The sequence below is a fragment of the Nocardiopsis ganjiahuensis DSM 45031 genome (assembly GCF_000341085.1).
GTDB lineage: Bacteria > Actinomycetota > Actinomycetes > Streptosporangiales > Streptosporangiaceae > Nocardiopsis > Nocardiopsis ganjiahuensis.
Map to the genome: position 1 here is coordinate 1 of NZ_ANBA01000002.1, position 24,198 is coordinate 24,198.

Sequence of the window (24,198 nt, forward strand, 5' to 3'; positions counted from 1 at the left end):
CGTTCCCGTCACCGTTGCCATCTCCGTTCCCGTCGTCGGCACAGTCGGCCCTCTGGATCACGTTGTTGTCCAGCGTGACTTCCCCGTTACGAGCCAGCAGACGACCGTCGACAGTGGCACCCGAGTTCGCGCTGATCGAGGTCAGAGCAAGGACATTGCCCACGAAAGTGGAGTTCGTTCCCAGCGTCGCCGAACTCCCGACCTGCCAGAAGACGTTGCATGCCTGAGCACCGTTGATCAGGTCCACCTCACTGGCCGACCCGGTGATGAGGGTGGAGCCGATCTGGAAGATGAAAGCCGCGTCAGGATCCCCCTCGGCATCCAGCGTCACTGTGCCAGTCAGGCCGAGCGACGAACTGGCGTTGTAGACGCCGGGAGTGAATGTCTGCCCCACGAGGTCACCGGAGACGCTGGCGGTCGCAGGACGGCCAGCGGCATCGTTGTAGGCGGTGGTCAGGTCGGACTGAGCTTGGAGCGCGACGGCATCCGCGATGTGCACCGATCCGTTGACGGCCCCCGGAGGGAATCCAGTCACCGCGGTACCCGGGTGCAGACCCAGGTCCCCGGTGACAACCGTGGGGCCAGTGTTGGTCACTGTTTGGCCGGCCAGGACAGCGAAGCTGTCTGCGGTGCCGAGTTCGACCGGCTCCGGCTGCGCTTGCGCACCGGTCGGCGTGAGACCCAGCACGGCGAGGACCAGCAGGAGGGCAAATCCAGCCGCCGCCAGAGGCGAAAACCGGTAAGCCCGGACAGAGATATCTTGCATGTAAGACACCGAATCCTTGGATTGGAATTTAGGCCGAAGATGAAACACACATGGCGACTCTCTTCCTAGCCATGCATCTTCAATATTCAAATGTCACCCGAACAGATCCCAGGCACGAGAGGAAGCCTGGGGCCCGCCCACAGGGACTGTACACAGATACTCCCGAATCCCAGCACCGAACCGCCGCACAAAGAAAAAGGCGGCGTCCACCTGAGGCCGACTTACCAATAGTTCTCGATGTGTGCATACGGAGTGATTTGAAGCTTCCCATTCCGAAACTGTGGGTTATATCTTTTTAATTGACGGATGAAAAGTATGAGAGGTACAAAAAATCAGGGCGGCACCGCTTGAAGGGGAAATCTCCCCGGGAATTGAACCGGTCAGGGGACCTTTGATCCAATGGTCCACAGACGCCGGACACGAGAAAACCCCAGGCCAGAACGGGTGAACCAGTCTGTTTGCCTGGGGCCTGTGCCCTTCCTGCGGCTCCTGGTGTGCTCTCCTGAACCGGCTACCGCACCGGCACCAAACCACCCACCTCAGCCGGTACCGATGCTCCGCGTAGCAGGGCGGCGGTGGCCTCGGCAGCCGCTTTGACCACGTCCGGGAACACGCTCTGGTAGGTGACCTGGGTGAAGTGCGTGGTGGAGTGACCCAGCTCGGCCGAGACCACCTTCACGTCCGTTCCCGCGGCCGACGCCATCGAGGCCGCCCCGTGACGCAGCCCGTGCAACGTGATCGGCGAGAGCCCGGCCGCTCGGGCGATGCGGGAGAACCAGTCGCTGACATGTGAGGGCAACCACCCCTGCCGGTTCTAGCGGGTGAACACCGACCCCGAATCCGACCACTCCGGGCCCGCGGCATCGGTGAAGAACCCCTGCTCGGGCAGGTAGAGGCCGCTCCCCTGCTCGTTATCGGTGTTGTGGTCCGGGTTGGTCCGTCTCATACCGCCTGCCCTTCGCCACTGGTGTGCTGCTGGTAGTAGGGGTCAGGGTCGGTGAAGACCAGCACGTCCTCGTGCTGGATCAGGTGCACCGGGCAGCCCTCTTTGCCCAACCGGCGGGTCTCGATCAACTGGAAGAACGAGGACCGGGACACCAACGACACCCGGTCTACCAACGAGGTCGGCGTCAAAGCCGCGGCGGTCTCGGCGCCCTCGCCGGTGTGGACCTGCCCCTGCCCGGTGGCGCCCTGGACCTGCGCGGTCTCCAGGTTGAGCCGGGCGATGGAGGCCCACTTGGGCTCCAACTCGATCCCCACCCCACTCCGGCCCAGGTGTGCGGCCTCGACCAGGGTGGTACCGATCCCGCACATCGGGTCCAACACCACCTCCCCAGGCCGGGTGTAGGCGGCGATGGCGTGGCGGGCGATCTCCGGCAGCATCTTGGCTGGGTGCTCCACCGACAACCGCGAGTACCGGTCGAGGCGTTCGACGCCGCGAACTTCGTCATGCCCAGCGCGGGACTCCTCCTCATCGGCCTCCTCCTCGTGGCCAATGGCGGGCTCTTCCTCGTCGCCGGACGCCTGCTCTCGCAGCCGACGCTCCCGCAGTCGATGAGGCCCGCCCGATCGGTGCCCCAAGAGGACGACCTGGACGACCTCCTCGACGACATCGAGGTCGGATCGGCCGCATACCCACTGTGAGTGTGGACATCGGCTGGTCTGGAGCCAGCCGGCAGGGTGGGTGTCGACCGCTGCACTGGCCCGGACCTGGCTCCCGTGGCCGGTGCCTGCCTCCTCGGCAGGAGCGGGTGTCCTGGAAGTGTTCTGTCCGTCCGGGCCACAAGGCGGTCGACACCGGCCCGGTCCCACTCCGAGTGCTTGACAGAAGTCCGCCCGACCCGGTTGCTACCGGTCGTGGCTCATCACAGTGCTACTCCAAGTGCGCTGTGGCTGGCACAGCCGGCCTCAACCTGCGGGACAAAACGGCTGACACAGTGGATCAACCACCTGTCGTCGGATCAAGTCCGCTGATGCTGGACAGGGGGAGGGACAGCGTCGGTCTGGTAATTCACCCTCATTCCAGCGGTCGGGGGCGGGCCGGCCCCGCACAGCCAGGTCCGCCCCCGAACGCCCCGCCCTCGAGCACGCACGGCAAGAACAAAGAGAACCCCTGGCCAGAAAAAACAGAGAAACATTATATTCGAAAAAACCTGAACCGCGCATATCGCCTTCATGATGAACAAAGACCACTGAAGGGACACGGAACATGGCACACACACTCGAAAAGCCTACTGCCCTTGAGGCCCACCCGCCTCACCCAAACTCGCCCGCTCCGCACCAGGCTCCCTCTCCAGGCTTCGACCTCTTCTTCAGCAGGATTCGCCCCGACCTCAAGAAGGGGTGGACACCGTGGGCCGAGCAACATGAGGCGGCCTCCTGCTTCACCACGGGACGCCTGACCCGGTTTACTCACATTCCTTCTACCCCCTTTTCTTTGCATTGTCCGGTTTCTTCACATGCCGCTTTTTTCCGAAGACCCCCAAAGCAGACCAGATCGCCTCATCGCATTGACAAAACCCGTGATTACCCAAGATGCTTGACATGCAAGGACCCCTGAACGCATATGCGATTGTCCGGACCAAGATTGCTCCGGATCTTTTGTCCGATTTCTGCTGCGGTTCTTTTCATGTCAGCTGAAGATAGGGGACGCTGTGGCGCATGCCGGTGACGATGCGAGGGCCGACCACGTGAGTGAGCCGGTGCTGATCGCGGCGGGGGTGGCCGACCTGGCGTTCAGCGGTATCGGGGCGGCTCTGAGACAAGCGAGGACGCTGATGGTCCGGTCGGACCTGGTGGAGCTGTCCCAGGACGGCCGGGAGGAACTGAGGCAGCGGGGGCGGCTGGCACTGCAGCGGTACGTCCCCGCACCCGAATCCCATCTGGAACTGCTTGCTCGACGGGCCGTGTCCCGGCCCGGTCAGAGCGATGTCTGAGGTCGAGGAGCAGCTCCTGCTCCGCACCCGGGTGGACTCCGCGTTGCACGAGTTCGCACGGCAGGAGACGGAGCGGCTCCTCGCCATCGACGCCGACCTGTTGCCGGTGACAGAGCAGCTGGCTGTGGCGGTCGCCGACGGCAAGCGTCTGCGCGCCGCGTTCTGCTACTGGGGCTGGCGCGCGGCGGGCCAGCCGGACAGCGATGCTCTGGTCAGGGCGGCCACAGCGATGGAACTGGTGCACGCCGCTGCCGTCATCCACGACGACCTCATCGACGAGAGCCCGATGCGACGTGGCGTGCCGAGCGCCCACGTGGCGCTGCGCACCGCGTTCACCGGTCGGGCGCGGCCCCACGCCGGAGGGCGCGCCCTGGCCCTGCTGACCGGGGACCTGCTGATGTCGTGGGCGGCCCAGCTGTTCCTCGACTGCGGCCTGCCCGCGGCCTACCTCTCCCGCGCCCGCGAGCTGTGGTCGGACATGACCAGGGAACTGATCGCCGGAGAGTGCCTGGAGGTCCTCAGCACCGGTTCTCGACCCGACACGGGCAGATCGCTCCAGGTGATCCGTTACAAGACCGCCAAGTACACGGTCGAGCACCCCCTGCGCATCGGCGGCGCGATGGCCGGAGCACCGGGCACGCTGATGGAGGCCTTCACCGCCTACGGGCTCCCCCTCGGCGAGGCGTTCCAACTGCGCGACGACCTGCTGGGCCTCTTCGGAGATCCTGAACGCACAGGCAAGTCGAACCTGGACGACGTACGAGGCAACCGGCCGACCGTCCTGTTCGCCGAGACCTGGTCAGCCGCCACCGCGACCGAACGCCGGGAGCTGCGCGGTCTGCTCGGCCGACGAGGCCTCGATGGCGAGGGCCTTTCGAGAGTGCAGGCGATCACGCGACGCACCGGTGCCCTCGACCGTGTCGAGGAGATGATCGCCCGGCGTGTCCAGGCAGCGACCGCTGTTCTCGCCCGCGCGGACCTGCCGGCCGAAGCAGCCACGGCCCTCTCCCGCATGGTGGCCTCGGCCGCGTCCCGCCGTTGCTGACCCGCCGAAAGGAATCCCATGTCCTACACACCAGAGTCCATGGACGCACTGCGGCCCCTGGGAGACGAACTCGCCGACGCGACGGTGGAGACACTGTTCGAACGCGGGGAGGTCGGCAAGTTCAACACCCTCATGCGCTACTTCTCCACCACCGGCCAGGACCTGCCCGACGGACTGCCGGACGTCGCCCGTGAGTACCTGCACGCCACCTCCACACCACCGGCCTGGGTCGACTGGGGTGAGATGGAGAAGGCACGGCTGTTCTTCATCGACAACAACGTGCACATCTCGACCGCCCTGGCCTTCTCCGCCATGCCCGCCTGCTACGTCATTCCACACGTGGCCAAGCTGCTCAGCGCCACCCACGCCCTGGAGTACCCCTCGCGGCGCATGGCCGAGACCGGACAGTTCACCGTCTACCTGATGCAGCCCGACGCCTTCGAAGCGGGGAGCCGGTTCGTCCCGGCGGTCCAGAAGGTGCGTCTGCTGCATGCCTCCATCCGCCACCACATGCTTCGTGAAGGCCGTTGGGACGTGGCCGCACTAGGCACGCCGATCTGTCAGGAGGACATGATCGGTGGCCAGATGATGTTTTCCCTCCAGGTCCTGGACGCACTGCACCGCCTGGGCATCCACATGTCGGCCGACGGCGCGGAGTCCTACTTCTACGTCTGGCGCGTCGTCGGCGAGATGCTCGGTATCAGTCCCGAGCATGCTCCGGCTGACCTGGACGACGCCCGGAAGTTCTCCGACCTGTACATGACCAGGTACATGGGCCCTTCCGAGGAAGGGGCGCGGCTGACCCGCCAGCTCATCGAACTCTACGAGGAAGTCGTCCCGGGAACCTTCCTCGATCCGGTGGTCGCCGCTCTCATCCGCTATCTCATCGGCGACACCTGCGCCGACTGGCTCGAGGTTCCGCGCACCGGCTGGGACACGGCCGTCAAGCTCTCTCCCGCCCTGCTCGGCGTCCTCGAACGCATCGAGGAGCGCTCTCCGCTGGGAGAGTGGGCCCTGGACCGACTCGGCCACCTCACCACGCACCTGGAACTCAGCTCCCTCACCCGTGGCCGGGTCATGCAGTACTCCATCCCCGATCAGCTCAAGGACGAGTACGGCGTCACCTCTACTGCCAACCGCACCGGCCGCTGGACTCCACCGCCCCTGACACTCCACCCCTGAGCCACGGCCGCTGGCGGGACCGGGACCCGAACAGCGACCGCCCCATCATGTGCTGCACGGGATGAGAAAGAGGAACGGATCGTCCCGGGGTCGGCCGATGCTGCCATGAGCGGTATACGGGGATTCCTCGCCGCTCTCGACACATGGCGCGCCGAGGGGCCTCGCCCGGTTTCTCTGGGCGAAGCCCCTCGTTTCTGGCTGGTGCCGCCGCGCCTACAGCGGGCTCTCCGCGATCGTGAAGTCCACATCGCGGATCATGACCTCGCTCAACTGCCGGAGCTGGATCTCGGTCACCTTCGCGCCGTGGAGCGAGGCCGGCCCGGTCAGGTTGGACAGGTCGCTGCCGCGCAGGTCGGTGCCGGACATCTTGGTGTTCTTGGTGTCCGCACCTCGCAGGTTCTCCTCACCTCGTATCAAGCGCAGTCCAGTGCACTCCGGATCGGTGTGGTCCCTGCGACCTGAAGCGAGGTTCTTCCACTCCGCAGGCGAGGCCTGGTGAGCGTCTGGATCGGCAACGGCGAGGACAGCCCGGTGGCGGCACCTCCTCAAGCCACTTCACGGCCCACCGCAGGCCAGGCTGTCACCCAGCAGAGCTACCCTGCCCCCGACACAGCACCGCCCCCATGATCAAGGCTCCCTCCATGCCCAGACCCACCACCCCGACCGGACGCGACCGACTCCTCACCGCGTTCCCCGAACTCCACGAGTACGGCACGCCCGCACTCCTGCTCCACCCCCACCTGGGAAACCCCGGACCTCAGGACAGCTCCGTCGGCGGTCCCTTGCTGTGGCCCGCCGACGAACCCTGGCCCACCTGCGACTTCCTCCATTACGACTTCGACGCCCCACAGGGAGCCGAGGAAATCCACTTCGACGCTCCCGTCGCCCTGCAGCCGGTGCTCCAACTGTTCGCCCGTGACCTGCCCGACGAACACGCCCTGCACGGCGGAGCCGAACTACTCCAGGTCCTGTGGTGCCCTAACAGCCATCCGCAACCGCCCGACGCCTTCGGGCACGGCTACACCCCCTGGCTCACCATCCGCTCGCGACACGACACAACGAACCTGCGACCGCTCCGGGAACAACCGCTCGCGCACACCGCCGCCAAGGAGTACACGCTCCCGCCCTGTCTCCTGGCCATCGAGGAGATCACCGACTACCCCTCCGGCGCCTTCCTGCCCGAAGAACTCGCCGACCGCATCCAGGAGTGGGAAGAAGACGTCCCCCAGACCGGGCACGTAGTCCCCAAGCCCAGCTACTTCTACGACCTCGCCCACCGCAGAGGCATGAAGCTCGGCGGCTACCACCGCTGGAGCCTCACCGACCCCGCCCCCATCGAGTGCGAATGCGGCACCCCCATGGAACACCTGTTCCAGATCGACAGCATGGAACCGGGCGGCCTGGAGCGCCTCGTCATCAGCCGCGGCTACTCCCTCGGTCTCCACCACTGTCCCGCCTCCCCGGAACACCCCCACCACACCGTCATGCAGTAGCGCCAACACATGCCCACCGGACTGCCTGCTCGGGAGGAGAACGAAGAGTGAGGGTCCACGGTTTCATTCGGATCGTTCTAGCGTCTGTCCTCCTGATCGGCTTGGCGGGCTGCACCCGAGCCGATGATCCTTTCCTGATCACGAATGAACTAGATGTACCAATCCGACATTGGAGGGGATTGGACCCCAACGAACCATCAGGTTCCGAATACCCAAGTTACCCAACAGCACCTGGCACTTCCCTTGAAGTTTATCCTTCTTACGATGATCCTGACTTTCCTTGGGGGATCTGGCCGATCAGTTATTGGTCACCTGCCTCCTGCCGGGACGACCTCTACTTGATTGTCGAAGCCGAAGACGGACGCAAGTTCGTGCACGAGCCTCCAATCTGCGACGATGACCACTGGGTTATTTCTGACTGAGGATCCTTCAGAAGGCAAATCCAGCCCGGAAATTGCCACACGAAAAGGGTCACAAACTAGAATGCAAAACGACTGCCCTGAATTCACTTCAAACTCGCATCGATGGAGCACCAAGCAAGGCAAGCAGTCAAGATAGGTACGAAATGAGTACCGGGCCCTTGATCAGGCGGAGCTCAGTTCTGGTTCACCGGCCATGTCGCCGCTGGATCACAGTGTTCCGGGCAGGCCATCAGGTAGACCTCGTTGCCCAGGAACAGTCCGTAGTGGCCATGTCCACCACCATCGGGCTGCTCCGGCTGGCCCGGGGCAACGGCGAACTCCATGCTCTCCGGGACCTGGCACACGTACACCAGTTCAGCACCGCACGCGCACCGGTGACGCTCGGGATCTTGCGCCCACGAGGGCGTTCCGCCCACCTTGAAGATCTGGGCGCCCTTGCCCCGCTCGCTGAGAGTCTCCGTGAAGGCCCGCAACGTCAGCGGCAGAGCACGCAAGAACGGCTCGGGATCCGCCCACGGTTTCGCTGCCCGGCTCTGGAGCAGCACACGCCAGAACGGCCGGTCCTCGCCGGCGTAGGGAGCGTCCCAGTACTCGGGCACGATCCGACCGTCCTCGGACGTGTCCGGGATCGCGGCTTCCTCGTGTGTACGGCAGTGGAAGAGCAACAGGTGGTCCCCGCCGAAGGGCCCCAGGTCCAGGGGCAGGTCGAGCTGGAAGAACAACACCAACCGCTCGCCGCAGAAGCACTCGGGCCACTCCTGGCCCTCGTCGAGGAAGGGCCAGCCACCGATCGAGTTCCGCGCCGGTCGCTCCAACACCTCACTGCCGACATCGACCGCGTACGCGGGAAACACTTCTTCGGGCTGCCTTGGATCAGATTCGAGCACCGGACCACTCTAGAGCGGACCTTTGATCCGATGGTCCACCGGCCCCGGCCGCAAGGAAACCCCAGTCCAGGATGGCGCACCCGCATCCTCGACACAGGCTTCTTTCGTCTCCGCAGCGCACATCAATCGGCGTCTGCTATTCGCAGAATTTGGTGGACCACTCGAAAAGGTGAACACGACAGCGAATCGCATTTCTTCCTCCACATGAGGTCGGCACTCGTGGTGTCACGTGTGTCCACCCCGTTGAGGGGCGGGTGCGTTCGGTCCGCACCGTCCAGCGCGCGTTATCACCCAGCACGATCGACCTGACCTGGTCTCCTAGGTCCATCCCCGGCTCGGGTCTCCGGTGGTGCTGATGTGGTCAACCGCTTCTCGCACACCCTGCGCCGGGTGAGCCGTGAGTCGGCCGGGCGGGCTGCGGGGGCGGGCGCGTACCCCCGACGAAAGTCGGTGCCGCGCACCGACCATGGCGACGCCGCTCCCCGAACCCGTGCCTTCGAAGGCGTCGACCGGAACGTCCCACCGGTGGATGCTCCGGCCGGTGCCCCGCTCCTAGCGTGGACAACGTCCCCGACGGCCGAGAGACGGGCCGCCGTCCGAGCAGAGAGGCAACGATCATGACCCTGGCGAACCCACTGGCCGACATCCCTCAGGAGACCTACTTCGGGCTCGGATTCGCGGTGCTGTTCGTGGCCGGTCTCCTGGCGGTGATCGGGCTGGTCGTCGCCGCGGTGTTCAGCATCCTCTTCGCGCGGATCGACGGCGGGATGAAGGTCGTCTGGCTGGTCTTCGTCGTCATCGCACCCGTGATCGGAGCCCTGCTGTGGTTCCTCGTCGGCCGCAGCCGCACCCCGGTCCGCCACTGGTGACGCCCCCGGGCCGGCCCGGGGGCGCCTACCGGCGCGGCTTCGGCGAAACCTGACGCGAGCGGCACGAGACGGCTCCGCCCTGTCCGTCCGGGATCACCAGGGGACGGCGCCCTCGTCGTCGAAGAAGCCGCCGCGTGGTCCGTCATCCGGCAGGGTGGCGAGCCGGATCGCGATCGCGGCGCCCTGTTCGGGTGTGCGCGGCGCGTTGAAACCGGTGAAGTCGGTCGCGACGTAGCCGGGGCAGGCGGCGTTCACGATGACGTTCGTGTCGGCGAGTTCGCGGGCGTACTGTGCCGTGATGCTGTTGAGCATCGACTTGGACGGTGCGTACGCGGCCAGGACCGGTCCGGTCCGCAGCGTCAGCGAGCCCATGTTGCTCGACATGTTGACGATGCGCGGCGAGTCCGCGCGGCGCAGCAGCGGGAGTACCGCGTTGGTGACCCGGACCACCCCGAACACGTTCGTGTCCAGGACGGCACGGAGCACGTCGAGGTCGAGTGTGGACGGGTCCTGCGCCCCGCCGTCGGTGCGTCCGGAGACGCCCGCGTTGTTGACGAGCACGTCGAGCCTTCCCGCTGTGTGCTCGACGGTCTTCGCCGCCGCGGCGACGCTGTCGTCGGAGGTGACGTCCAGGGCGACCCCGAAGGCGTCGACGCCCGTGCCGCGCAGGCGTTCGACGGCCTCCTCCCGCCTGGCGCCGTCCCGTGCGCCCACCGCGACCGTGAATCCGATCGATCCGAGGCCCTGGGCGACGGCAAAGCCGATTCCCTTGTTCGCACCGGTGATCAGCGCGGTCTTCGTTTCCCTTGTGTCGTTCACACGGTCCATGCTCGTGAGTCGCACGGTCGTTGTCCAAGACTGGTTCGGCAAGCTCTGATACCGGCCCGGTATCAGGCGGTAGGCTCCGCCTGTGGACCATCTCGAAACCCGCGAGCTCCGGTACTTCGTGGCCGTCGCCGAGGAACTGCACTTCGGCCGTGCCGCGGTTCGGCTCGGGATCGCGCAACCGCCGCTCTCACGTGCGATCCGCCAGTTGGAGCACCGGCTCGGTGTCCGACTCCTGGACCGCGACCGCCGTGGCGCGGCGCTCACCGGCGCCGGCGAGGTGCTGCTCCGGGAGGCGCGGGCGGCCCTCGACGCGGTCGCGGCCGCCGCGCGTCGGACACAGCGGGCCGGGGACTCGAAGCGGCCGCTGGTGCTGGTGACGAAGGCCGGCGCCTCTCACGAGCTCCTGCAACGCCTCCTCGGCGTGCTGGCGGACGAGCCCGGCGCACCACCGGTCGAGGTCCTTCTGTGCGAGGTCGGTGAGCAGGCCCGGCTCCTGCGCGACGGGAGTGCCGACGTGGCCCTCATGCACCGGCCGTTCGACGACCTCACCGGGTTCGACACCGAGGACCTCCTGGTCGAGGGCCAGATCGCACTTCTTCCGGCCGGGCATCCGCTCGCCTCGCGCGACCAGCTCACACTGGCGGAGGTCCGCGATGTACCCGGCCTGCCGATCGCCCGTTGGCCCCGGCTCGACGGGTCCTATCCGGACGGGCCCGGACCGCAGGTGCGCACCCAGTCGCAGCTCGCCCAGCTCGTGGCGCTCGGCAGGACACTGCTGGTCATCCCCGCCTCCAGCCGCGCCTGGCAGTGGCCCGACCACGTCGCGGTGCCCGTCGTGGACGCACCGGAGGCCACCACGGTGATCGCGTGGCCGCCCAGCAGCCGCTCCCGGGAAGTGGCGTCACTCGTCCGCTCGGCAGCCGGGCTCCGCGGCACCGCGCCGCCTGTTCATCCGCCGGGGTGAACTGGGAAACCATGGGAAAGGGCTCTGGAATTGACGGGGAGCGACGAAATGGACGAATGGCGCTCGCTGGTGGAACTGGAGCAGGAGGTCGCTCGGCGCCGTGCCGAGGTGAACCGCCTGCCCTCACGCCCTGAGATCCTGACGGGGGCGTTGCTCAACGGTTCGGTCTGGGATCGCTCTGTCGCCCTGGAGTTTCTGCGCGACTTTCCTGAGGATGTTCCCCGGCTGCTCGAGATCCTTGTCGACCTGTCGTTGTCGCCGGGGTGGCTGAAGCAGGCCGGCGAAGCGATCCGTGCGGCCCGTCAGGACATCTCACCCTCCCGATTCGTCGAGGTGGCCAGGAGGGCTACAGGCCGTGAGGATGTCGAGGACTACCGATCGGTCTGCTGCGTGCTGGCCGATGTCGGAGCATGGCAGGCCTTGGGGGTTGTGGTCGAGCAGGCCTCGGGGAGCAGGGATCCCGCGATCCGGGAAATCGCTCAGGACTTCTCGGAGAACTACGGGAAGATGATTTCCTGAGTCGCGCTCCGCCTCCGGTCGGCAGGGAATGCCCCTGGACCTGGTTTCCGCTCGGCCCCGCTGCGTCTCCTCGTCCGTACAGACGCACTCCGCCCCGATGAACACCCGAAAGGTGTGCCTGGATTTCGCTTGTCCTTCGAGGCGCCTGACCCCTACGGCTGGTTCCGCATAAATGACTTGACCCCCCACTGGGACCGGGGATAGGTTCCACACCGCCGATCCGCTGCGGCGCTGATCCGCCATGCCTGTCTTTTCCGATACCGGTACCCCTTCAAGGCGGTCTTCCTCCGAATCGCCGTCCGACACAGGAAAGGCTGGTGCACAGGGTGTCCGACCCTGCCCCCGACGAACCTGTCCCCGACAGAAGGGGAAACCCGGGAAAGCGCAGCCCGACGGTCCTGCTCAGAGCACGGAGGGAATGGGTTTTCTTCGCCACCCTGTGGCGGTCCCGTCCGGGGCTGACGGCCCTGTGGTGGGCCCTGATCGTGTTCCAGGGGGTCCTTCCCGCCGCCTTCGTGGTGGCGGTCGGGGTGCTCATCGGCGCCGTGGCCGACAACGGCCCCCTGCTGACACCGCTGCTGCTGATCGGCGCCGTCTTCGTCCTGATGCAGGTCCTGACACCGCTGCAGAACCAGGTCGGCTCGCTGCTGGGCTCGTACGTCTCCGACCGGCTGCACGACCGCCTGCTCGTGGCCGCGGGCGCCCCCGAGGGTGTCGCGCACCTGGAGAACCGTGCGCACATGGACGAGCTGACCTCCGCCCGGGACTTCGACCTCGGGATGACCGGTCCTCCCCTGCACCTGTCCATGGGCATCATCGCGGGCGGCCTGGTGGAGGCGGTCTCGGGTCTGGCGCAGGCCGTGGTCCTGGCCGCCTACGCGTGGTGGGCGCCGTTCCTGGTGGGCGGCGCCTGGCTCTCCACCCACTGGCTGCTCCGCGAGAGCTCGCAGTGGGACCGCAACACGGGGGAGGTCCTGGACGCCCAGCGCCGCGCCGAGTACTCCTACCGGCTGGCGGTGGACTCCCCCGCCGCCAAGGAGATCCGGCTCTTCGGCCTCGCGAGCTGGTTGACCGACCGCTTCGCCTCGGACCGCCGGACCCTCGTCGAACTGCGATGGCACGCCACCCGGCTGCGGCAGAAGCCGATGCGCTGGGCCGTGGTGGTCCTGGCGGTCTCGGGAGGGCTGTTCTTCTGGTCCCTGGGACGGGACGCCGCCTCGGGCGCCGTCGGTCTGGGCCAGGTGAGCACCTTCGCCTACGCGGCGGTGGGTGCGAGCGCGCTGGCCTTCGGCGGGCTGAACTGGGCCCTGTCCCTGGCCGCCGACGGGGTCGCGTCGGTGCTACGTGTGGAGGGGACGATGTCCTCGGGCAGCGCGGTCCGCGGCGTGGTCTCCGGGCAGACCCCGGCCGAGGGGATGCCGGCGGTCGGGATCAGGTTCCGCGACGTGGCCTTCACCTACCCCGGTATGTCGAAGCCGGTCCTGGACGGCCTCGACCTCACCGTCCCGGCCGGGAGCTCGCTGGCCGTGGTCGGGGTCAACGGCGCCGGGAAGTCGACCCTGGTCAAGCTCCTGTGCCGCCTCTACGATCCGGTCTCGGGAAGGATCGAGGTCGACGGCACGGACCTCAGGGACCTGGACCTGGAGTCCTGGCGCCGCCGGACCAGCGCGATCTTCCAGGACTTCGTCCGCTACGAGCTCTCCCTCAGGGACAACGTGGCGCCGCTGGGCGCCGCCCCCGAGGAGGTGATCGAGGCCCTGACCACGGCGGGCGCCGCGGACCTGCGCGGCCTCGACCGGATCCTCTCCCCCGGATACGAGAACGGCACCGACCTGTCCGGAGGGCAGTGGCAGCGTGTCGCCCTGGCCCGGGTCCTGCACGCCGTGAACCGGGGAGCCGGGGTGATCGTCCTGGACGAGCCCACCGCCCAGCTGGACGTACGCGGCGAGGCAGAGGTCTTCGACCGCGTCCTGGAGGCCACCCGGGGGTGCACGACCGTCCTCATCTCCCACCGCTTCTCCACGGTCCGCCGCGCCGACCGGATCTGCGTCATCGACCGGGGCCGGGTCGTGGAACTCGGGAGCCACGACGAACTCATGGCCCTCGGGGGCACCTACAGACGGCTCTTCGAGCTCCAGGCCGCACGGTTCGACGACGGCACACCGCTCGACGCGAACACGCGGTTCGACGACGAACAGGACGGAGCCGACCGTGCCGGCTGAGGACCACCCCCTCCCCTCCTCCTGGCGGGGCCTGCGCCGTACGCTGCGCCTGGGCTGGAGCGCCTCCCCCGGGCTCATCGCCGTCGCGTTCGCCACGACGGTCGGCGCCGCCCTGCCCGACGTCCTGATCGCCGCCGCCCTGGCGCTGCTCGCCGACGCCGTGCTCTCCGGGAACCAGGCCGGCGTGGTCGCCGCCGCCGTGCTCCTGGGCGCGCTGGCGGTCACGAGCTGGCTGCTGCGGCTGTTGAGCGAGCGGGCCAACCGGCGCTTCGCCGACCGCGCCGCGGTGTTCATGGAGGCGCACGTGGTCCGGCTCCAGAGCGGTATCCCCTCCCTGGAGCACCACGAACGCCCCTCCTACGTCAACCGCGCCCAGCTCGTCCGCGACCACGCGGACACGTTGAGCGAGGTCTACCAGTACCTGTTCCAGGCGGTCGGCGCCGTCCTGCGCCTGGTTCTGACCGTCTCCCTGCTGATGACCGTCCACCCCCTGCTGGGCCTGCTGGGCCTGTTCGCCGTGCCCATCGCCCTGGTCTCCCACTGGCGCGGAGGGGCCGAACACACCCTGGAGGAGCGGCTCGGCCACCACGAGCGGCTGGCCCGGCACCTCTTCCTGCTGGGCACGAACGCCTCCCCCGGGCGCGAACTGCGCGTCTCCCGTACCCGGGACCGGGTCCGTCAGGGACGGCACCGGGCCTGGGCCGAACGCCACCGTGCCCTGGCCCGGGCCCGCTGGACGACCACCGTGTGGCAGTCGGTCGCGCTCACGGTCTTCGGCGGCGCGTTCGCGGGCGCCGTCGCCGCGGTCGCGCTGAACGGCGGTTCGGCGGCCGAGGTCGTCCTCCTGCTCACCGCCGGCAGCCGTCTGGCCCAGTACCTCGGCGAGACGCTCGGCCAGGTCCACTTCCTGCGCACCATCTGGCTGGAGGGAGGGCGCCGCCTGCTGTGGCTGGAGGAGTTGTCCTCCCTGGCGGCCGGACGGAGCCCGGCCCCTCCCCCGGACCGGATGCGCTCCGGCATCACCCTGCACGGGGTCTCGTTCACCTACCCCGGAACGGACCGGCGGGTTCTGGACGACGTCACGCTCCACCTGCCCGCCGGGGCCGTGGTGGCTGTCGTCGGCGAGAACGGCGCGGGCAAGTCCACGCTGGTCAAGCTGCTGGCGAAGATGTACGAACCCGACTCCGGGCGGATCCTGGTCGACGGCGTCCCCCTCGCGGACGTGCCGGCCGACGCCTGGCGCGAACGGCTCTCGGGTGCCTTCCAGGACTTCGCGCGTTTCGAGTACCCGCTGCGGCTGTCCGTCGGGGTGGGCGACCTGGCCAGGGCCGAGGACGAGGAGGCCGTCGACCGGGCGGTCGAGCGGGCCGACGCCCGCACCCTGGTCGAGGGGCTCGACCGGGGGCTGGACACCCAGCTCGGCAACACCTGGGCCGAGGGGGCCGAACTGTCCGAGGGGCAGTGGCAGAAGGTCGCGCTCGCCCGCGGCTACATGCGCGACCAGCCGCTGCTCCTGCTTCTGGACGAGCCCGCCTCCGCCCTGGACGCCGAGACCGAACACCTGTTGTTCGAGCGGTACGCCGAGCGCGCCCGGGCCCTCAGGGACCGCGACCGCGTCACGCTCCTGGTCTCGCACCGCTTCTCCACCGTGCGCATGGCCGACCTCATCGTCGTGATGGACGGGGCCCGGGTGTGTGAACAGGGCAGCCACGAGGAGCTCGTCGCGCTCGGCGGGCGCTACGCCGAGCTGTACGGGATCCAGGCCCGCGCCTACCGGACCGCGACGTGACGGGTGGGTGCCGCCCCTTCCCACAGGCTCCGGCTCGGGGAGGTTTCCGGAACGATCGTCGTGCGTCCCGTTCCGGAGCTCCGCCCCGGCGGCGGGTCCACCGGGGCACCGGCCCCCGGCCGAGGCGGTCGTGGTCGTCACGGCCCTCGAGCCCTGCCCTTCCAACCCTTGAGGAACAGGAGATCCACACATGGCCAGCAGGTTCACCGAGCTCGCGGTCGACTGCGCCGACCCCCGGGAACTCGCCCGGTTCTGGTGCTCGGTCCTCGACTACGAGGTGCACGACGTGGACGAGGAGGACGGGACCGTCACCATCGGCCCCGCCCCGGACGGTGAGGACCGCTCCGGACCGGTGCCGCCGGTGCTGACGTTCGCGCGTGTGCCCGAGGGCAAGACGGTCAAGAACCGCCTGCACATCGACGTCGACCCCACCGACCGGGAACAGGACGAGGAGGTCCGCCGGCTGCTCGCCCTGGGCGCCAGCCACGCCGACGTCGGTCAGGGGGATGCGAGCTGGGTGACCCTGGCCGACCCCGAGGGCAACGAGTTCTGCGTCCTCGCCTCCCGCCGCCCCTGACCCCCAGGCCCTGTTTTTTGGATCATTCCGCGCTCGCGAGCGCGGAGGGCCGCCACCCGGGCGGGTGGCGGCCCTCCTGTGGGACGGGACCGGTTACGGCAGGTCCACGACCTCGAACTCCAGGAGGTCGGTGAACTCGCGGCCGTAGGGGTCGGTCACGGTCACCTCGGCGATGTGCTGACCGGCGTCGAGGTCGCCGGGCAGGTCGAACCGCCACAGGTGCATGGTGCGGTCGGCGACACTGCCGCCGTGGACCAGCTGCTGGGAGACCGCGTACGGGTCGGAGTACTCGGCTCCGACGTTGACCGCTTCCCCCGTCATCTGCTGGGTGCGGGTGGCGTCCTCGGCCGGGCCGCCGTCCAGGCTGACCTCGACGGTCGAGCCGGTGGAGCCGAAGAAGACGTTGGTCGTCAGCCAGCTGCCCCCGTCCAGGTCGGCGCGGTCCAGGACCAGGGGCTCGTCCAGTTCCGGCGCCTCACCGACGGGGTCGGAGTTCCACTCCTGGCGCTCCTCGAACCAGGTGCGGTAGGTGGGGCTGTTGACGCCCAGCTGCGTCTGCACGTCGTCGGGCTCTCCGGTGACGGTGAAGCGCTCCTGGAACTCGCTGCCCTCGACGTCCAGGGTCACCACGCCGGGGCGGCCCCCGTCGCGGCCGAGCGCGGTCGGGTATCCGTTGTCGCCGACCTCGCCCGAGTACCAGTCTCCCGAGATCGCTCCCGCGGTGATGTGCGGGAAGGGCAGGCCCTCGACGCCGAAGAGGTCGCGCCAGCCCTCGACGCCGTCGCCGGTCCTGAGGTTCTCGATGGTGTGGCTGTGGCCGGACACCGCCACGGCGCTGCGGCCCCGCAGGAGTTCGTGCACCCGGGCGACCTGGTCGACCTGGTGGACCGGGGAGCCCTCGTCGACGTAGTTGAGCAGGCTGATGTGGCCGGCCACGACGACGAGCTTGTCCCGGTCGACGTTGGCCAGGTCGTGTTCGAGCCAGGTGAGCTGGTCGTCGCTGATGCGGCCGTTGTAGGACGGGCTGTCCCCGGGGTCGCAGTGCTCCTCGATGCCCTCGGGGCTGTCGGCCCCCGCGGTGCACGGGTGGTCGACGGTGTTCAGGGCGACGACGTGCGCGTTGCCGACGTCGTAGGAGTAGTACGCGGGTGCCAGCTGCGCGCGGAAGGTGTCGAAGGAGTGCTCGGCGCCGGGGGCGTCGAAGTCCAGGTCGTGGTTGCCGGGTAGGAAGCGGGCCGGGCCGTTGGTCTCGGCCACCAGCTCCTTGATGTCGGGGTAGAGCGACAGGTCGTCCCCGACGACGTCACCGACGAACAGCGTGCCGCAGCCGGCGTAGTCGTCGCGCTCGGACAGGTCCTTGATGGCCCCGGCGCGCGCGTACTCCACCTCCTCCGGGGTGTAGGTCTGCAGGTCGCCCGCGATGACGCAGCTCTGCGCCTCGGCGGCGGTCAGCTCGCTCTCGACGAGCGGGAAGTTGATCGCGGACGGCAGCGGGCCGGTCGGTTCGATACCGCCGTAGCGCAGCTCCGGGGAGCCCTCGGGCAGGTGGTTGTAGTGGAACTGCGGGATGTTGTACTCGTCCAGCGGCACCTGGTAGCCCGAGGGCTGGGTGATCGAGACGGTCATGTTGTCGAAGGCGGGCAGCTCGTAGCCGCCCTCGTCGTCGGTCAGCACCACGTCACGGCCGTTGGTGACCATGACCCCGGCCAGGCCGGGTTCGTCACTGCCGCCGGCACTGTCCTGGTCGGTGTCGACGAAGACCCTGCCGGTCACCACCGAGTCGTCGGTGGGACCGTCGGACGCCGGGACGACCTCGATCCCGCCGCGGTAGTCGGAGGCGGCGGGATCGACCGTGGGCGACGCGACCACCGAGGCGGGCACGAGGGTGAGGGCGGCGGCCGTCGAGGCGGTCAGTACGGCGCACAGGGCACGGTGCGCCCGCGGGGAAGGCGGTGTCGGCACAGGTCGGGGGTGTGTCGTGAGCATGCGGTTTGCTCTCCGAGACGCTAGGGGCTTCACCGGTCAGGGGGACCGGCGAGCACCACCCTTGTCGACACGGCTGAACGAGGACCCAGGCGCCAGCCAACAGATGACTACGGATGGGTGACGCCTGACTCCGTTCAGTGACAACAGCTCGGACTCCGCGCGACTGTCCGTCCGGGGTTCAGGACCGCACGCGGGGACGGCGCGTCCGGTAGGTCAGCCGGCGCAACAGGGTCTCCGCCGGTCCGCGGACGCCGGAACGGTCCATCAGCAGGGCCGCCGCCACGGTGATCAGCCAGATGGTGAGGGCGACCAGCGCCGCGGACCAGCTCGACAGGTACACGCCCAGCCCCAGGCCCCAGGCGGCCAGGAACGGCGCGAAGAGCACCGACTGGGTGAGGTAGCCGCTGAGGGAGCGGCGGCCGAGGGCGGCCATCCCTCGCACGGGGAGGCTGTCGCGCGTGCCCCGGACGGTGATCCGGTGCGCGATGAGCCCGAAGAGCGCCGCGTATCCCACCCCGGTGAAGATCCCGGTGTAGAAGTGCACCGAGGAGAGCACCATGGCGTCGCCGATGTGGAGGGCGCCCACGTGCTGGAGGGCGAGCGCCGCACCGGCGGCCCACCCGACGGTGATCCCCGCGCCCGCGACCCACCGGAGCAGCGGCAGGTGGCGCGACGGCTCCTCCAGGATCCGGTGCCGTGCGGCGAGGAGTCCGATCAGGAAGGCGGTCGGCAGGGCGAGGGTGGACAGGCCGGAGAACAGGCCCACGCCCCAGGCGGGGAGACGGAGCACGGCGGAGAGCAGGTAGGCGGGCTCGGCGATGCTGGTCCTCTGGAAGTCGGCCGCCGAGAACGCGGGCTCGGCCTGGGAGGCCAGGAGGGCGGAGGCCGCCGAGAGGAGGGTGATCAGGGCGCCCAGGGCCAGGAGGACCACCACCCAGACCTTGAGTGTGCGGTCGCTGCGGCCGAGGAACAGCGGCACCATGATCAGGCCGATGAGCCCGTAGACCCCCAGGATGTCGCCCTGCCACAGCAGGAGGGCGTGCACCGCGCCGAAGGCGAGCAGCCACAGGTGCCGTGTGCGCAGCAGCCTGCGGACCTCCCGGTGCTCCGTTCCGCGTGCTCTCTGCCGGGCGTGCATCTGCCCGATGCCGTAGGCGAAGAGGAAGCCGAACATGGTGTGCGTCCGGGCGTCCACGACCACGATCGTCAGGGCCTGGGCGATCCGGTCGGCGAGGTTGCCGTCGGCGGGGTGCAGCATGGCCGCGCCGGCGGGTGCCTCGTAGATGAACCACGGAATGTGGGCCATTGCGATCAGCAGCAGCATCATTCCGCGGGCGAGGTCCGGTGCCAGGACGCGCTCCGCGACCGGGGTGGAGAGTGCTCGGTCCGGGCGCGTCCGGGATCCGGTGTCGGGTGTGGAGGGCGGGGCCGCGTCACGGCGGGTCGTCATCGTGGGCTCCAGGTGGTCGTCATGATGACTCCACCCTCGCCCGACCACGGCCGCCCCGGGCAGTGCGGCCGTGTCACCCTTCTCCCGTGACATTTCCGAGGGCGAACCCGTGACACGGTGTCACTGGTGCCCCGGCCGGGCTCCAGCGGAGTGGGGGCGCACCGCTGACGCCCGGCACGGAGGACCGCGGAACACAGGGGCACCGGTCGGAACTCCTCGGGCAGGCACCGGGGAGCCGTTTCCTCCACCGGCTCCCCGGCCCGGAGTGGCGTGAGGAGCCCGTCAGGAGGCCTCGGTGAGACCGCACCACTCGGCGATGAACAGGGCGATCGACTTGGTGATCCGCCTGACGGACTCGATGTCGACGCGCTCGTCGTACCCGTGGATGGCCTCGGAGACCGGGCCGTAGACCAGTGCCGGAATGCCCTGGTAGAGGGCGTAGACCCGGCCGTCGAGGTAGCCGGGGGTGGTGAAGGTGCGCAGTTCCTCCTCGAACACGGCCCGGTGGGCCCGGCGCAGCGCGTTCTCGGCGTCCGTCCCCTCGGGGAGGACGTAGCCCTCCGCGTAGAAACCGGTCCGTTCCCCCACCGCCTCGATGGGGTGGCCCGCGTCGTCGGTGGTGGTGCTCCGCAGGACGTCCTGGATCTGCTCCCACGCCTCGTCGGCGCTCATACCGGGGTAGATCGCTGCGCGGACCTGGAGCTCGCACCAGGCGGGGACGCTGGAGGGCCAGTCACCACCGGTGATGCCGCCGAGGTTGAAGTTGATGGGGTGGTCCAGGTCCTCGAAGTAGGGGTGCTCCTTCCTCTGCTCGTTCCAGCGCTCCTCGAGCTCGCGCAGCCTTCCCATGACGTGGTGGGCCGCGTCGATGGCGTTGAAGCCCGCGGACATCTCCCGGGGGTGCGTGGGGTGGCCCGCGACGCGCACGTCGAACCAGATGACGCCGACGTTGGCGCGGACGAGCATGTCCTCCTCCGGCTCGGGGATCAGCACCGCGTCGGCCGTGTAACCGCGTTGGATCGTCGCCAGCGCACCGTTGCCGGTGCACTCCTCCTCGGCCACCGACTGGAAGTGGATGCGTCCGGCCGGGGCGAACCCGGCCCTGAGCACGGCGTCGTAGGCGAACAGGTTGGCGGCCAGCCCCGCCTTCATGTCACCGCTGCCCCGGCCGTAGAGCCAGCCGTCGATGATCGGTGCGTCCCAGGGCGACCTGGACCAGGCCTCCACGGGTCCCTCCGGGACGACGTCGACGTGCCCGTTGAGGATCAGGGAGCGCCCTTCCTCCGCGGCGGGGGCGTAGGTGCCCACCACGTTCTCGACGCCCTCGTAGGAGACCTTGATCCTGCCCGCGCCGGGGTGGGCGGCGATCGCTTCGGGGTCGAGCTCCCAGCGGTCCATGGCCAGGCCGCGCTCAGCCATGGCCCGGTACAGGAGGTCCTGTGCGGAGGACTCCTGTGTGCGCAGGGAGGGGTGGCGCACGAGTTCCTGGGTGAAGGCCAGCTGGGCGTCGAAGGCTTCGTCCACCGCCTGTTCGATGCGTGCGGCGATGTCGGGTGTGAGGCTCATGTGCGGAACTCCTGTATCGGACGTCGGGGTGGTCGGTGCGTTCACTGCGGGTGGTGCGCTCGGTAAGGACGTGCGCCCACTGCGGGCGGTGCGGAGGTGTCAGCCCTCGTTCCGGGCGTCCTTGACCCGGATCCGCTCACCGGCGGCGCCGCCGAGCGCGGTGACGGCGCAGATGCCGATGAGGACGAGCACGGCGGGCCAGGAGGCGCCGTCGTCGACGACCAGCAGCGCGGTCGCGATGAGGGGGAGGAAGCCGCTGAAGGCCCCGGCGAGGTTGTAGCCCAGGGAGACGCCGCTGTAGCGCAGGCGCGGCGGGAAGAGGTCGGCCAGGAGGGTTCCGGTCACGGCGTAGGCGAGCGTGATGAGGCAGATCCCGGTGGTCACCGCGACCGTGATCGCCCACGGTTCGGCGGTGTCGATCAGCCAGAACAGGGGGAAGGCCGCCGCACCCGTGGCCACGGCGCCGATCACCGTCATGCGGCCGGGCCCGAAGCGCTCGGCCACGCGACCGGCGACCAGGGTCACGGCGATCTGGAAGACGGCGGCGACGAGCGTCGCGTTCACGACCACCTGGCGGTCGACCTCCAGGACGCTGGAGGCGTAGGAGACCACGAACGTCGTCATCATGTAGAAGCCGCCGACGCCCAACAGGGCCGCCGCGACCGCCACGAGCAGTCGTCCGCCGGCCTCGCGGAACAGGGCCAGGGCGGGCACCTTGGCGCGGTCCTCCAGCTCCACGAGCTCCTGGAAGACCGGGGACTCCTCGACCTTGAGGCGGATGTAGAGCGCGATCCCCAGCAGCGGGAACGCCGCGAGGAACGGGATACGCCACCCCCACGCGTCGAAGTCGGCGCTGGGCAGGAGCAGCACCGCGGAGAAGACCGCGGAGGAGACGAGCGTGCCCACCGGGGATCCGACCTGGACCAGGGCCGCGTACCGGGCGCGCTGCCGTTCGGGGGCGTGTTCGATGGCGATGGTGATCGCACCGCCCCACTCTCCGCCCACGGCCAGTCCCTGCAGGAGTCGCAGGACCGCCAGCAGGATCGGTGCCGCGAGTCCGATCGAGAGGTAGTCGGGGAGCAGCCCGATCAGCCCGGTCGCGCAGCCGATCATGACGATCGTCGTCAACAGCGCCGGACGCCGTCCGTAGCGGTCACCGACGTACCCGAAGACCAGGGCGCCGATCGGCCTGGCGGCGAACCCCACGCCGAAGGTCGCCAGGGCCGCCATGAGACCGGCGTTCGGGTCGAGGTCGGTGAAGAACAGGCGGTCGAAGACCAGTGCCGCGGCCATACCGAACAGGAAGTAGTCGTACCACTCCAGTGCGGTGCCGACGAAGGCGGCGAAGGCGATCCGTCGCGCGTCGGCGGCGTTGACCGTCGGGGCCCCTGTGCGGGGGGCGATCTGGTCCGGTTGTGACATGTGATCCTCCGGGAGATGGACACCGGCCAGTCAGAACATGAACGACCAGGAGATATGTCGCTCATCGTCTTGGAAAAAACGGACTTTCACAAGCGCACTTCGCCACGAAAAACCTCGTTAGAATGTGCACATGCACAAGTTCGAGCGGTCCGGTGTCATCGCTCGCTCCGCGGAGGCCTGCCTGGGGGAACTGGAGGCCGTCGCCTGGCACTACGTCCGCAGCGTCCGCGAACTCACCGGTTACGCCGAGACCGTCATCGGTGACGCGGAGCTGTACGGCACGGCCAGGGGCACGCTGAACCTCCTCCTGGGCCTCCTGCAGGGGCAGGAGCGGTTCGAGGAACTGCGGAGCCACTCCCTCGGGGTGGGACGCGCACGCGCCCGACAGGGCATCCCCCTGGAGTCACTGCTGCGCGCGGTACGCATGGACTTCCGCTTCCTCTGGGAAGCGATGCGCGGGCACGTTCCGCCCGGGGAGTTCCTGGAGTTCTCCGAGGAGGTCATCTCGATCTGGGAGGCCGTGGAGATCCACACCACGCACGTGCAGGCCGGGTACACCGACGAGATCGCCCGGGTGCGGGCGGAACTGGAACTGGAGCACGCGTTCCTCCTCCGCCACCTGTTGAGCGAGTCCAGCACGGACGAACGCCTGCACGCCCAGGCCGCGGAGGCTCTGGGGCTCCAGGCGGACGGCGTCCACATCGTCTTCGTGGCCAACCGGAACCACGCACGCGATTTCACGGACTGGGTCGGCCGGACCCTGCCCACCACCGTTCTGCTCCGGCTCGACGGGGTGGAGTTCGGCATCGCCCCCGCCGGGGACGTGACGGGCCCGACCGAGAGGGCGCTCCTGGAGAAGCCCGTCGGGATCTCACCCAGCGCCCACGGCGTGGGAGAGATCGCCGCGATGTGGCGGGTGGCCCGCGAACTCTCCCACTGGGCCGAGGACGGTGAGGCCGCGACGGTCGGACGCCACTGGGCCCAGCTGGCACGCGCCCGCCTGAGTCCGGTTTCCGACGCCTTCTCCAGGGACGTCCTCGATTCGCTCGGCCAGTTCTCCGAGCGGGAGGTGGACCTGCAGATCGAGACCGTGCTGAACTTCCTCAGGATCGGCTCCGTGACCGGGGTTTCACAGAGGATGTTCTGCCATCGGAACACGGTGGTCAACCGTCTGAGAAGGTTCGCGGACGCCACCGGTCTGGACGTCTCGAAACCGATGGGCGCGTCCGCCGCCCGCCTCGCTCTGGAGGCCGCCCGCTAGCCCTGTGGCCAGGG

Annotated in this window: 21 protein-coding genes and 1 pseudogene; 12 read left to right on the forward strand and 10 right to left on the reverse strand. The window is 68.7% G+C overall.

Going from position 1 to position 24,198, the window contains the following annotated elements; translation table 11 throughout:
* From D458_RS32730 to D458_RS32735, 3 genes and pseudogenes are all read right to left on the reverse strand, one after another.
* The coding region (locus tag D458_RS32730; protein WP_017584782.1) for an ice-binding family protein at positions 1–766 on the reverse strand (766 nt) is incomplete at its 3' end.
* 511 nt (positions 767–1,277) lie between these two features.
* Positions 1,278–1,625, reverse strand: a pseudogene (locus D458_RS35165) (tyrosine-type recombinase/integrase); the annotation flags it as partial.
* An 83-nt stretch (positions 1,626–1,708) separates the two neighbouring features.
* A complete protein-coding gene (locus tag D458_RS32735) occupies positions 1,709–2,149 on the reverse strand; it encodes a TRM11 family SAM-dependent methyltransferase (RefSeq protein ID WP_017584785.1) in 441 nt (146 codons plus the stop codon).
* 9 nt (positions 2,150–2,158) lie between these two features.
* Between D458_RS32735 and D458_RS0100630 the strand changes: the two genes are divergently transcribed.
* The 4 genes from D458_RS0100630 (at position 2,159) to D458_RS0100645 (ending at position 5,929) form a co-directional block, all read left to right on the forward strand.
* Positions 2,159–2,410 carry a hypothetical protein gene (locus tag D458_RS0100630; RefSeq protein WP_152521022.1) on the forward strand — a complete coding sequence of 84 codons (252 nt, stop codon included), beginning with the start codon at positions 2,159–2,161 and terminating at the stop codon, positions 2,408–2,410.
* Between the two features lie 1,046 nt (positions 2,411–3,456).
* Positions 3,457–3,702 carry a hypothetical protein gene (locus tag D458_RS0100635; RefSeq protein WP_040702084.1) on the forward strand — a complete coding sequence of 82 codons (246 nt, stop codon included), beginning with the start codon at positions 3,457–3,459 and terminating at the stop codon, positions 3,700–3,702.
* Complete coding sequence (locus D458_RS0100640; protein WP_017584788.1) at positions 3,695–4,747, forward strand: polyprenyl synthetase family protein; 1,053 nt, start codon at positions 3,695–3,697, stop codon at positions 4,745–4,747. Before D458_RS0100635 ends, D458_RS0100640 begins: the two co-directional genes overlap by 8 nt.
* 18 nt (positions 4,748–4,765) lie before the next feature.
* Positions 4,766–5,929: an oxygenase MpaB family protein gene (locus D458_RS0100645; RefSeq protein ID WP_017584789.1), complete on the forward strand. Its 1,164-nt coding sequence runs from the start codon at positions 4,766–4,768 to the stop codon at positions 5,927–5,929.
* A 213-nt stretch (positions 5,930–6,142) separates the two neighbouring features.
* Here the strand turns inward: D458_RS0100645 and D458_RS0100650 are convergent, their stop codons facing one another.
* A complete protein-coding gene (locus D458_RS0100650) occupies positions 6,143–6,346 on the reverse strand; it encodes a pentapeptide repeat-containing protein (RefSeq protein WP_017584790.1) in 204 nt (67 codons plus the stop codon).
* A 224-nt stretch (positions 6,347–6,570) separates the two neighbouring features.
* Here D458_RS0100650 and D458_RS32740 point away from each other — a divergent pair, with 224 nt between their 5' ends.
* Complete coding sequence (locus tag D458_RS32740) at positions 6,571–7,422, forward strand: hypothetical protein (RefSeq protein WP_152521023.1); 852 nt, start codon at positions 6,571–6,573, stop codon at positions 7,420–7,422.
* A 595-nt stretch (positions 7,423–8,017) separates the two neighbouring features.
* Here the strand turns inward: D458_RS32740 and D458_RS0100660 are convergent.
* Complete coding sequence (locus D458_RS0100660) at positions 8,018–8,731, reverse strand: YwqG family protein (RefSeq protein ID WP_239647863.1); 714 nt, start codon at positions 8,729–8,731, stop codon at positions 8,018–8,020.
* Positions 8,732–9,348: 617 nt separating this feature from the next.
* Between D458_RS0100660 and D458_RS0100665 the strand changes: the two genes are divergently transcribed.
* Entirely contained in the window at positions 9,349–9,600 is a 252-nt protein-coding gene (locus D458_RS0100665; protein WP_017584793.1) for a PLD nuclease N-terminal domain-containing protein, read from the forward strand.
* A 93-nt stretch (positions 9,601–9,693) separates the two neighbouring features.
* On the opposite strand, the gene D458_RS0100670 is transcribed toward D458_RS0100665, so the two are convergent.
* Entirely contained in the window at positions 9,694–10,428 is a 735-nt protein-coding gene (locus D458_RS0100670; protein ID WP_017584794.1) for an SDR family oxidoreductase, read from the reverse strand.
* 82 nt (positions 10,429–10,510) lie between these two features.
* On the opposite strand from D458_RS0100670, the gene D458_RS0100675 reads away from it, so the two are divergent.
* The 5 genes from D458_RS0100675 (at position 10,511) to D458_RS0100695 (ending at position 16,499) form a co-directional block, all read left to right on the forward strand.
* Positions 10,511–11,392, forward strand: coding sequence for a LysR family transcriptional regulator (locus D458_RS0100675; RefSeq protein ID WP_017584795.1), 882 nt, complete (start codon positions 10,511–10,513; stop codon positions 11,390–11,392).
* A gap of 48 nt (positions 11,393–11,440) precedes the next feature.
* A complete protein-coding gene (locus D458_RS0100680; RefSeq protein WP_017584796.1) occupies positions 11,441–11,911 on the forward strand; it encodes a hypothetical protein in 471 nt (156 codons plus the stop codon).
* A gap of 485 nt (positions 11,912–12,396) precedes the next feature.
* Entirely contained in the window at positions 12,397–14,133 is a 1,737-nt protein-coding gene (locus D458_RS0100685) for an ABC transporter ATP-binding protein (protein WP_239647865.1), read from the forward strand.
* On the forward strand, positions 14,123–15,922 hold the full coding sequence (locus tag D458_RS0100690; protein ID WP_017584798.1) for an ATP-binding cassette domain-containing protein: 1,800 nt from the start codon (positions 14,123–14,125) through the stop codon (positions 15,920–15,922). The genes D458_RS0100685 and D458_RS0100690 overlap by 11 nt, the downstream gene beginning before the upstream one ends.
* A gap of 190 nt (positions 15,923–16,112) precedes the next feature.
* Positions 16,113–16,499, forward strand: coding sequence for a VOC family protein (locus D458_RS0100695; RefSeq protein ID WP_017584799.1), 387 nt, complete (start codon positions 16,113–16,115; stop codon positions 16,497–16,499).
* Positions 16,500–16,592: 93 nt separating this feature from the next.
* Here D458_RS0100695 and D458_RS0100700 read toward each other — a convergent pair whose 3' ends face one another.
* From D458_RS0100700 to D458_RS0100715, 4 genes are all read right to left on the reverse strand, one after another.
* On the reverse strand, positions 16,593–18,485 hold the full coding sequence (locus D458_RS0100700) for a calcineurin-like phosphoesterase C-terminal domain-containing protein (RefSeq protein ID WP_083936203.1): 1,893 nt from the start codon (positions 18,483–18,485) through the stop codon (positions 16,593–16,595).
* 178 nt (positions 18,486–18,663) lie between these two features.
* The gene (locus D458_RS0100705) at positions 18,664–19,935 is read right to left on the reverse strand and encodes a DUF418 domain-containing protein (protein WP_017584801.1); all 1,272 of its coding nucleotides are present in this window, start codon (positions 19,933–19,935) and stop codon (positions 18,664–18,666) included.
* Between the two features lie 282 nt (positions 19,936–20,217).
* Positions 20,218–21,501: an ArgE/DapE family deacylase gene (locus D458_RS0100710; RefSeq protein WP_017584802.1), complete on the reverse strand. Its 1,284-nt coding sequence runs from the start codon at positions 21,499–21,501 to the stop codon at positions 20,218–20,220.
* Positions 21,502–21,600: 99 nt separating this feature from the next.
* Entirely contained in the window at positions 21,601–22,923 is a 1,323-nt protein-coding gene (locus tag D458_RS0100715) for an MFS transporter (protein ID WP_017584803.1), read from the reverse strand.
* 130 nt (positions 22,924–23,053) lie between these two features.
* On the opposite strand from D458_RS0100715, the gene D458_RS0100720 reads away from it, so the two are divergent.
* Positions 23,054–24,184 carry a helix-turn-helix domain-containing protein gene (locus tag D458_RS0100720; protein WP_017584804.1) on the forward strand — a complete coding sequence of 377 codons (1,131 nt, stop codon included), beginning with the start codon at positions 23,054–23,056 and terminating at the stop codon, positions 24,182–24,184.
* Positions 24,185–24,198 lie beyond the last annotated feature (14 nt).

What these genes read in the sequence shown, in the direction of transcription:
- D458_RS32735 (WP_017584785.1), bottom strand. Translation starts at nt 2,149, where the DNA reads ATGCTGCCGGAGATCGCCCGCCACGCCATCGCCGCCTACACCCGGCCT.
- D458_RS0100640 (WP_017584788.1), top strand. Translation starts at nt 3,695, where the DNA reads ATGTCTGAGGTCGAGGAGCAGCTCCTGCTCCGCACCCGGGTGGACTCC.
- D458_RS0100645 (WP_017584789.1), top strand. Translation starts at nt 4,766, where the DNA reads ATGTCCTACACACCAGAGTCCATGGACGCACTGCGGCCCCTGGGAGAC.
- D458_RS32740 (WP_152521023.1), top strand. Translation starts at nt 6,571, where the DNA reads ATGCCCAGACCCACCACCCCGACCGGACGCGACCGACTCCTCACCGCG.
- D458_RS0100665 (WP_017584793.1), top strand. Translation starts at nt 9,349, where the DNA reads ATGACCCTGGCGAACCCACTGGCCGACATCCCTCAGGAGACCTACTTC.
- D458_RS0100670 (WP_017584794.1), bottom strand. Translation starts at nt 10,428, where the DNA reads ATGGACCGTGTGAACGACACAAGGGAAACGAAGACCGCGCTGATCACC.
- D458_RS0100680 (WP_017584796.1), top strand. Translation starts at nt 11,441, where the DNA reads ATGGACGAATGGCGCTCGCTGGTGGAACTGGAGCAGGAGGTCGCTCGG.
- D458_RS0100695 (WP_017584799.1), top strand. Translation starts at nt 16,113, where the DNA reads ATGGCCAGCAGGTTCACCGAGCTCGCGGTCGACTGCGCCGACCCCCGG.
- D458_RS0100700 (WP_083936203.1), bottom strand. Translation starts at nt 18,485, where the DNA reads ATGCTCACGACACACCCCCGACCTGTGCCGACACCGCCTTCCCCGCGG.
- D458_RS0100705 (WP_017584801.1), bottom strand. Translation starts at nt 19,935, where the DNA reads ATGACGACCCGCCGTGACGCGGCCCCGCCCTCCACACCCGACACCGGA.
- D458_RS0100710 (WP_017584802.1), bottom strand. Translation starts at nt 21,501, where the DNA reads ATGAGCCTCACACCCGACATCGCCGCACGCATCGAACAGGCGGTGGAC.
- D458_RS0100715 (WP_017584803.1), bottom strand. Translation starts at nt 22,923, where the DNA reads ATGTCACAACCGGACCAGATCGCCCCCCGCACAGGGGCCCCGACGGTC.
- D458_RS0100720 (WP_017584804.1), top strand. Translation starts at nt 23,054, where the DNA reads ATGCACAAGTTCGAGCGGTCCGGTGTCATCGCTCGCTCCGCGGAGGCC.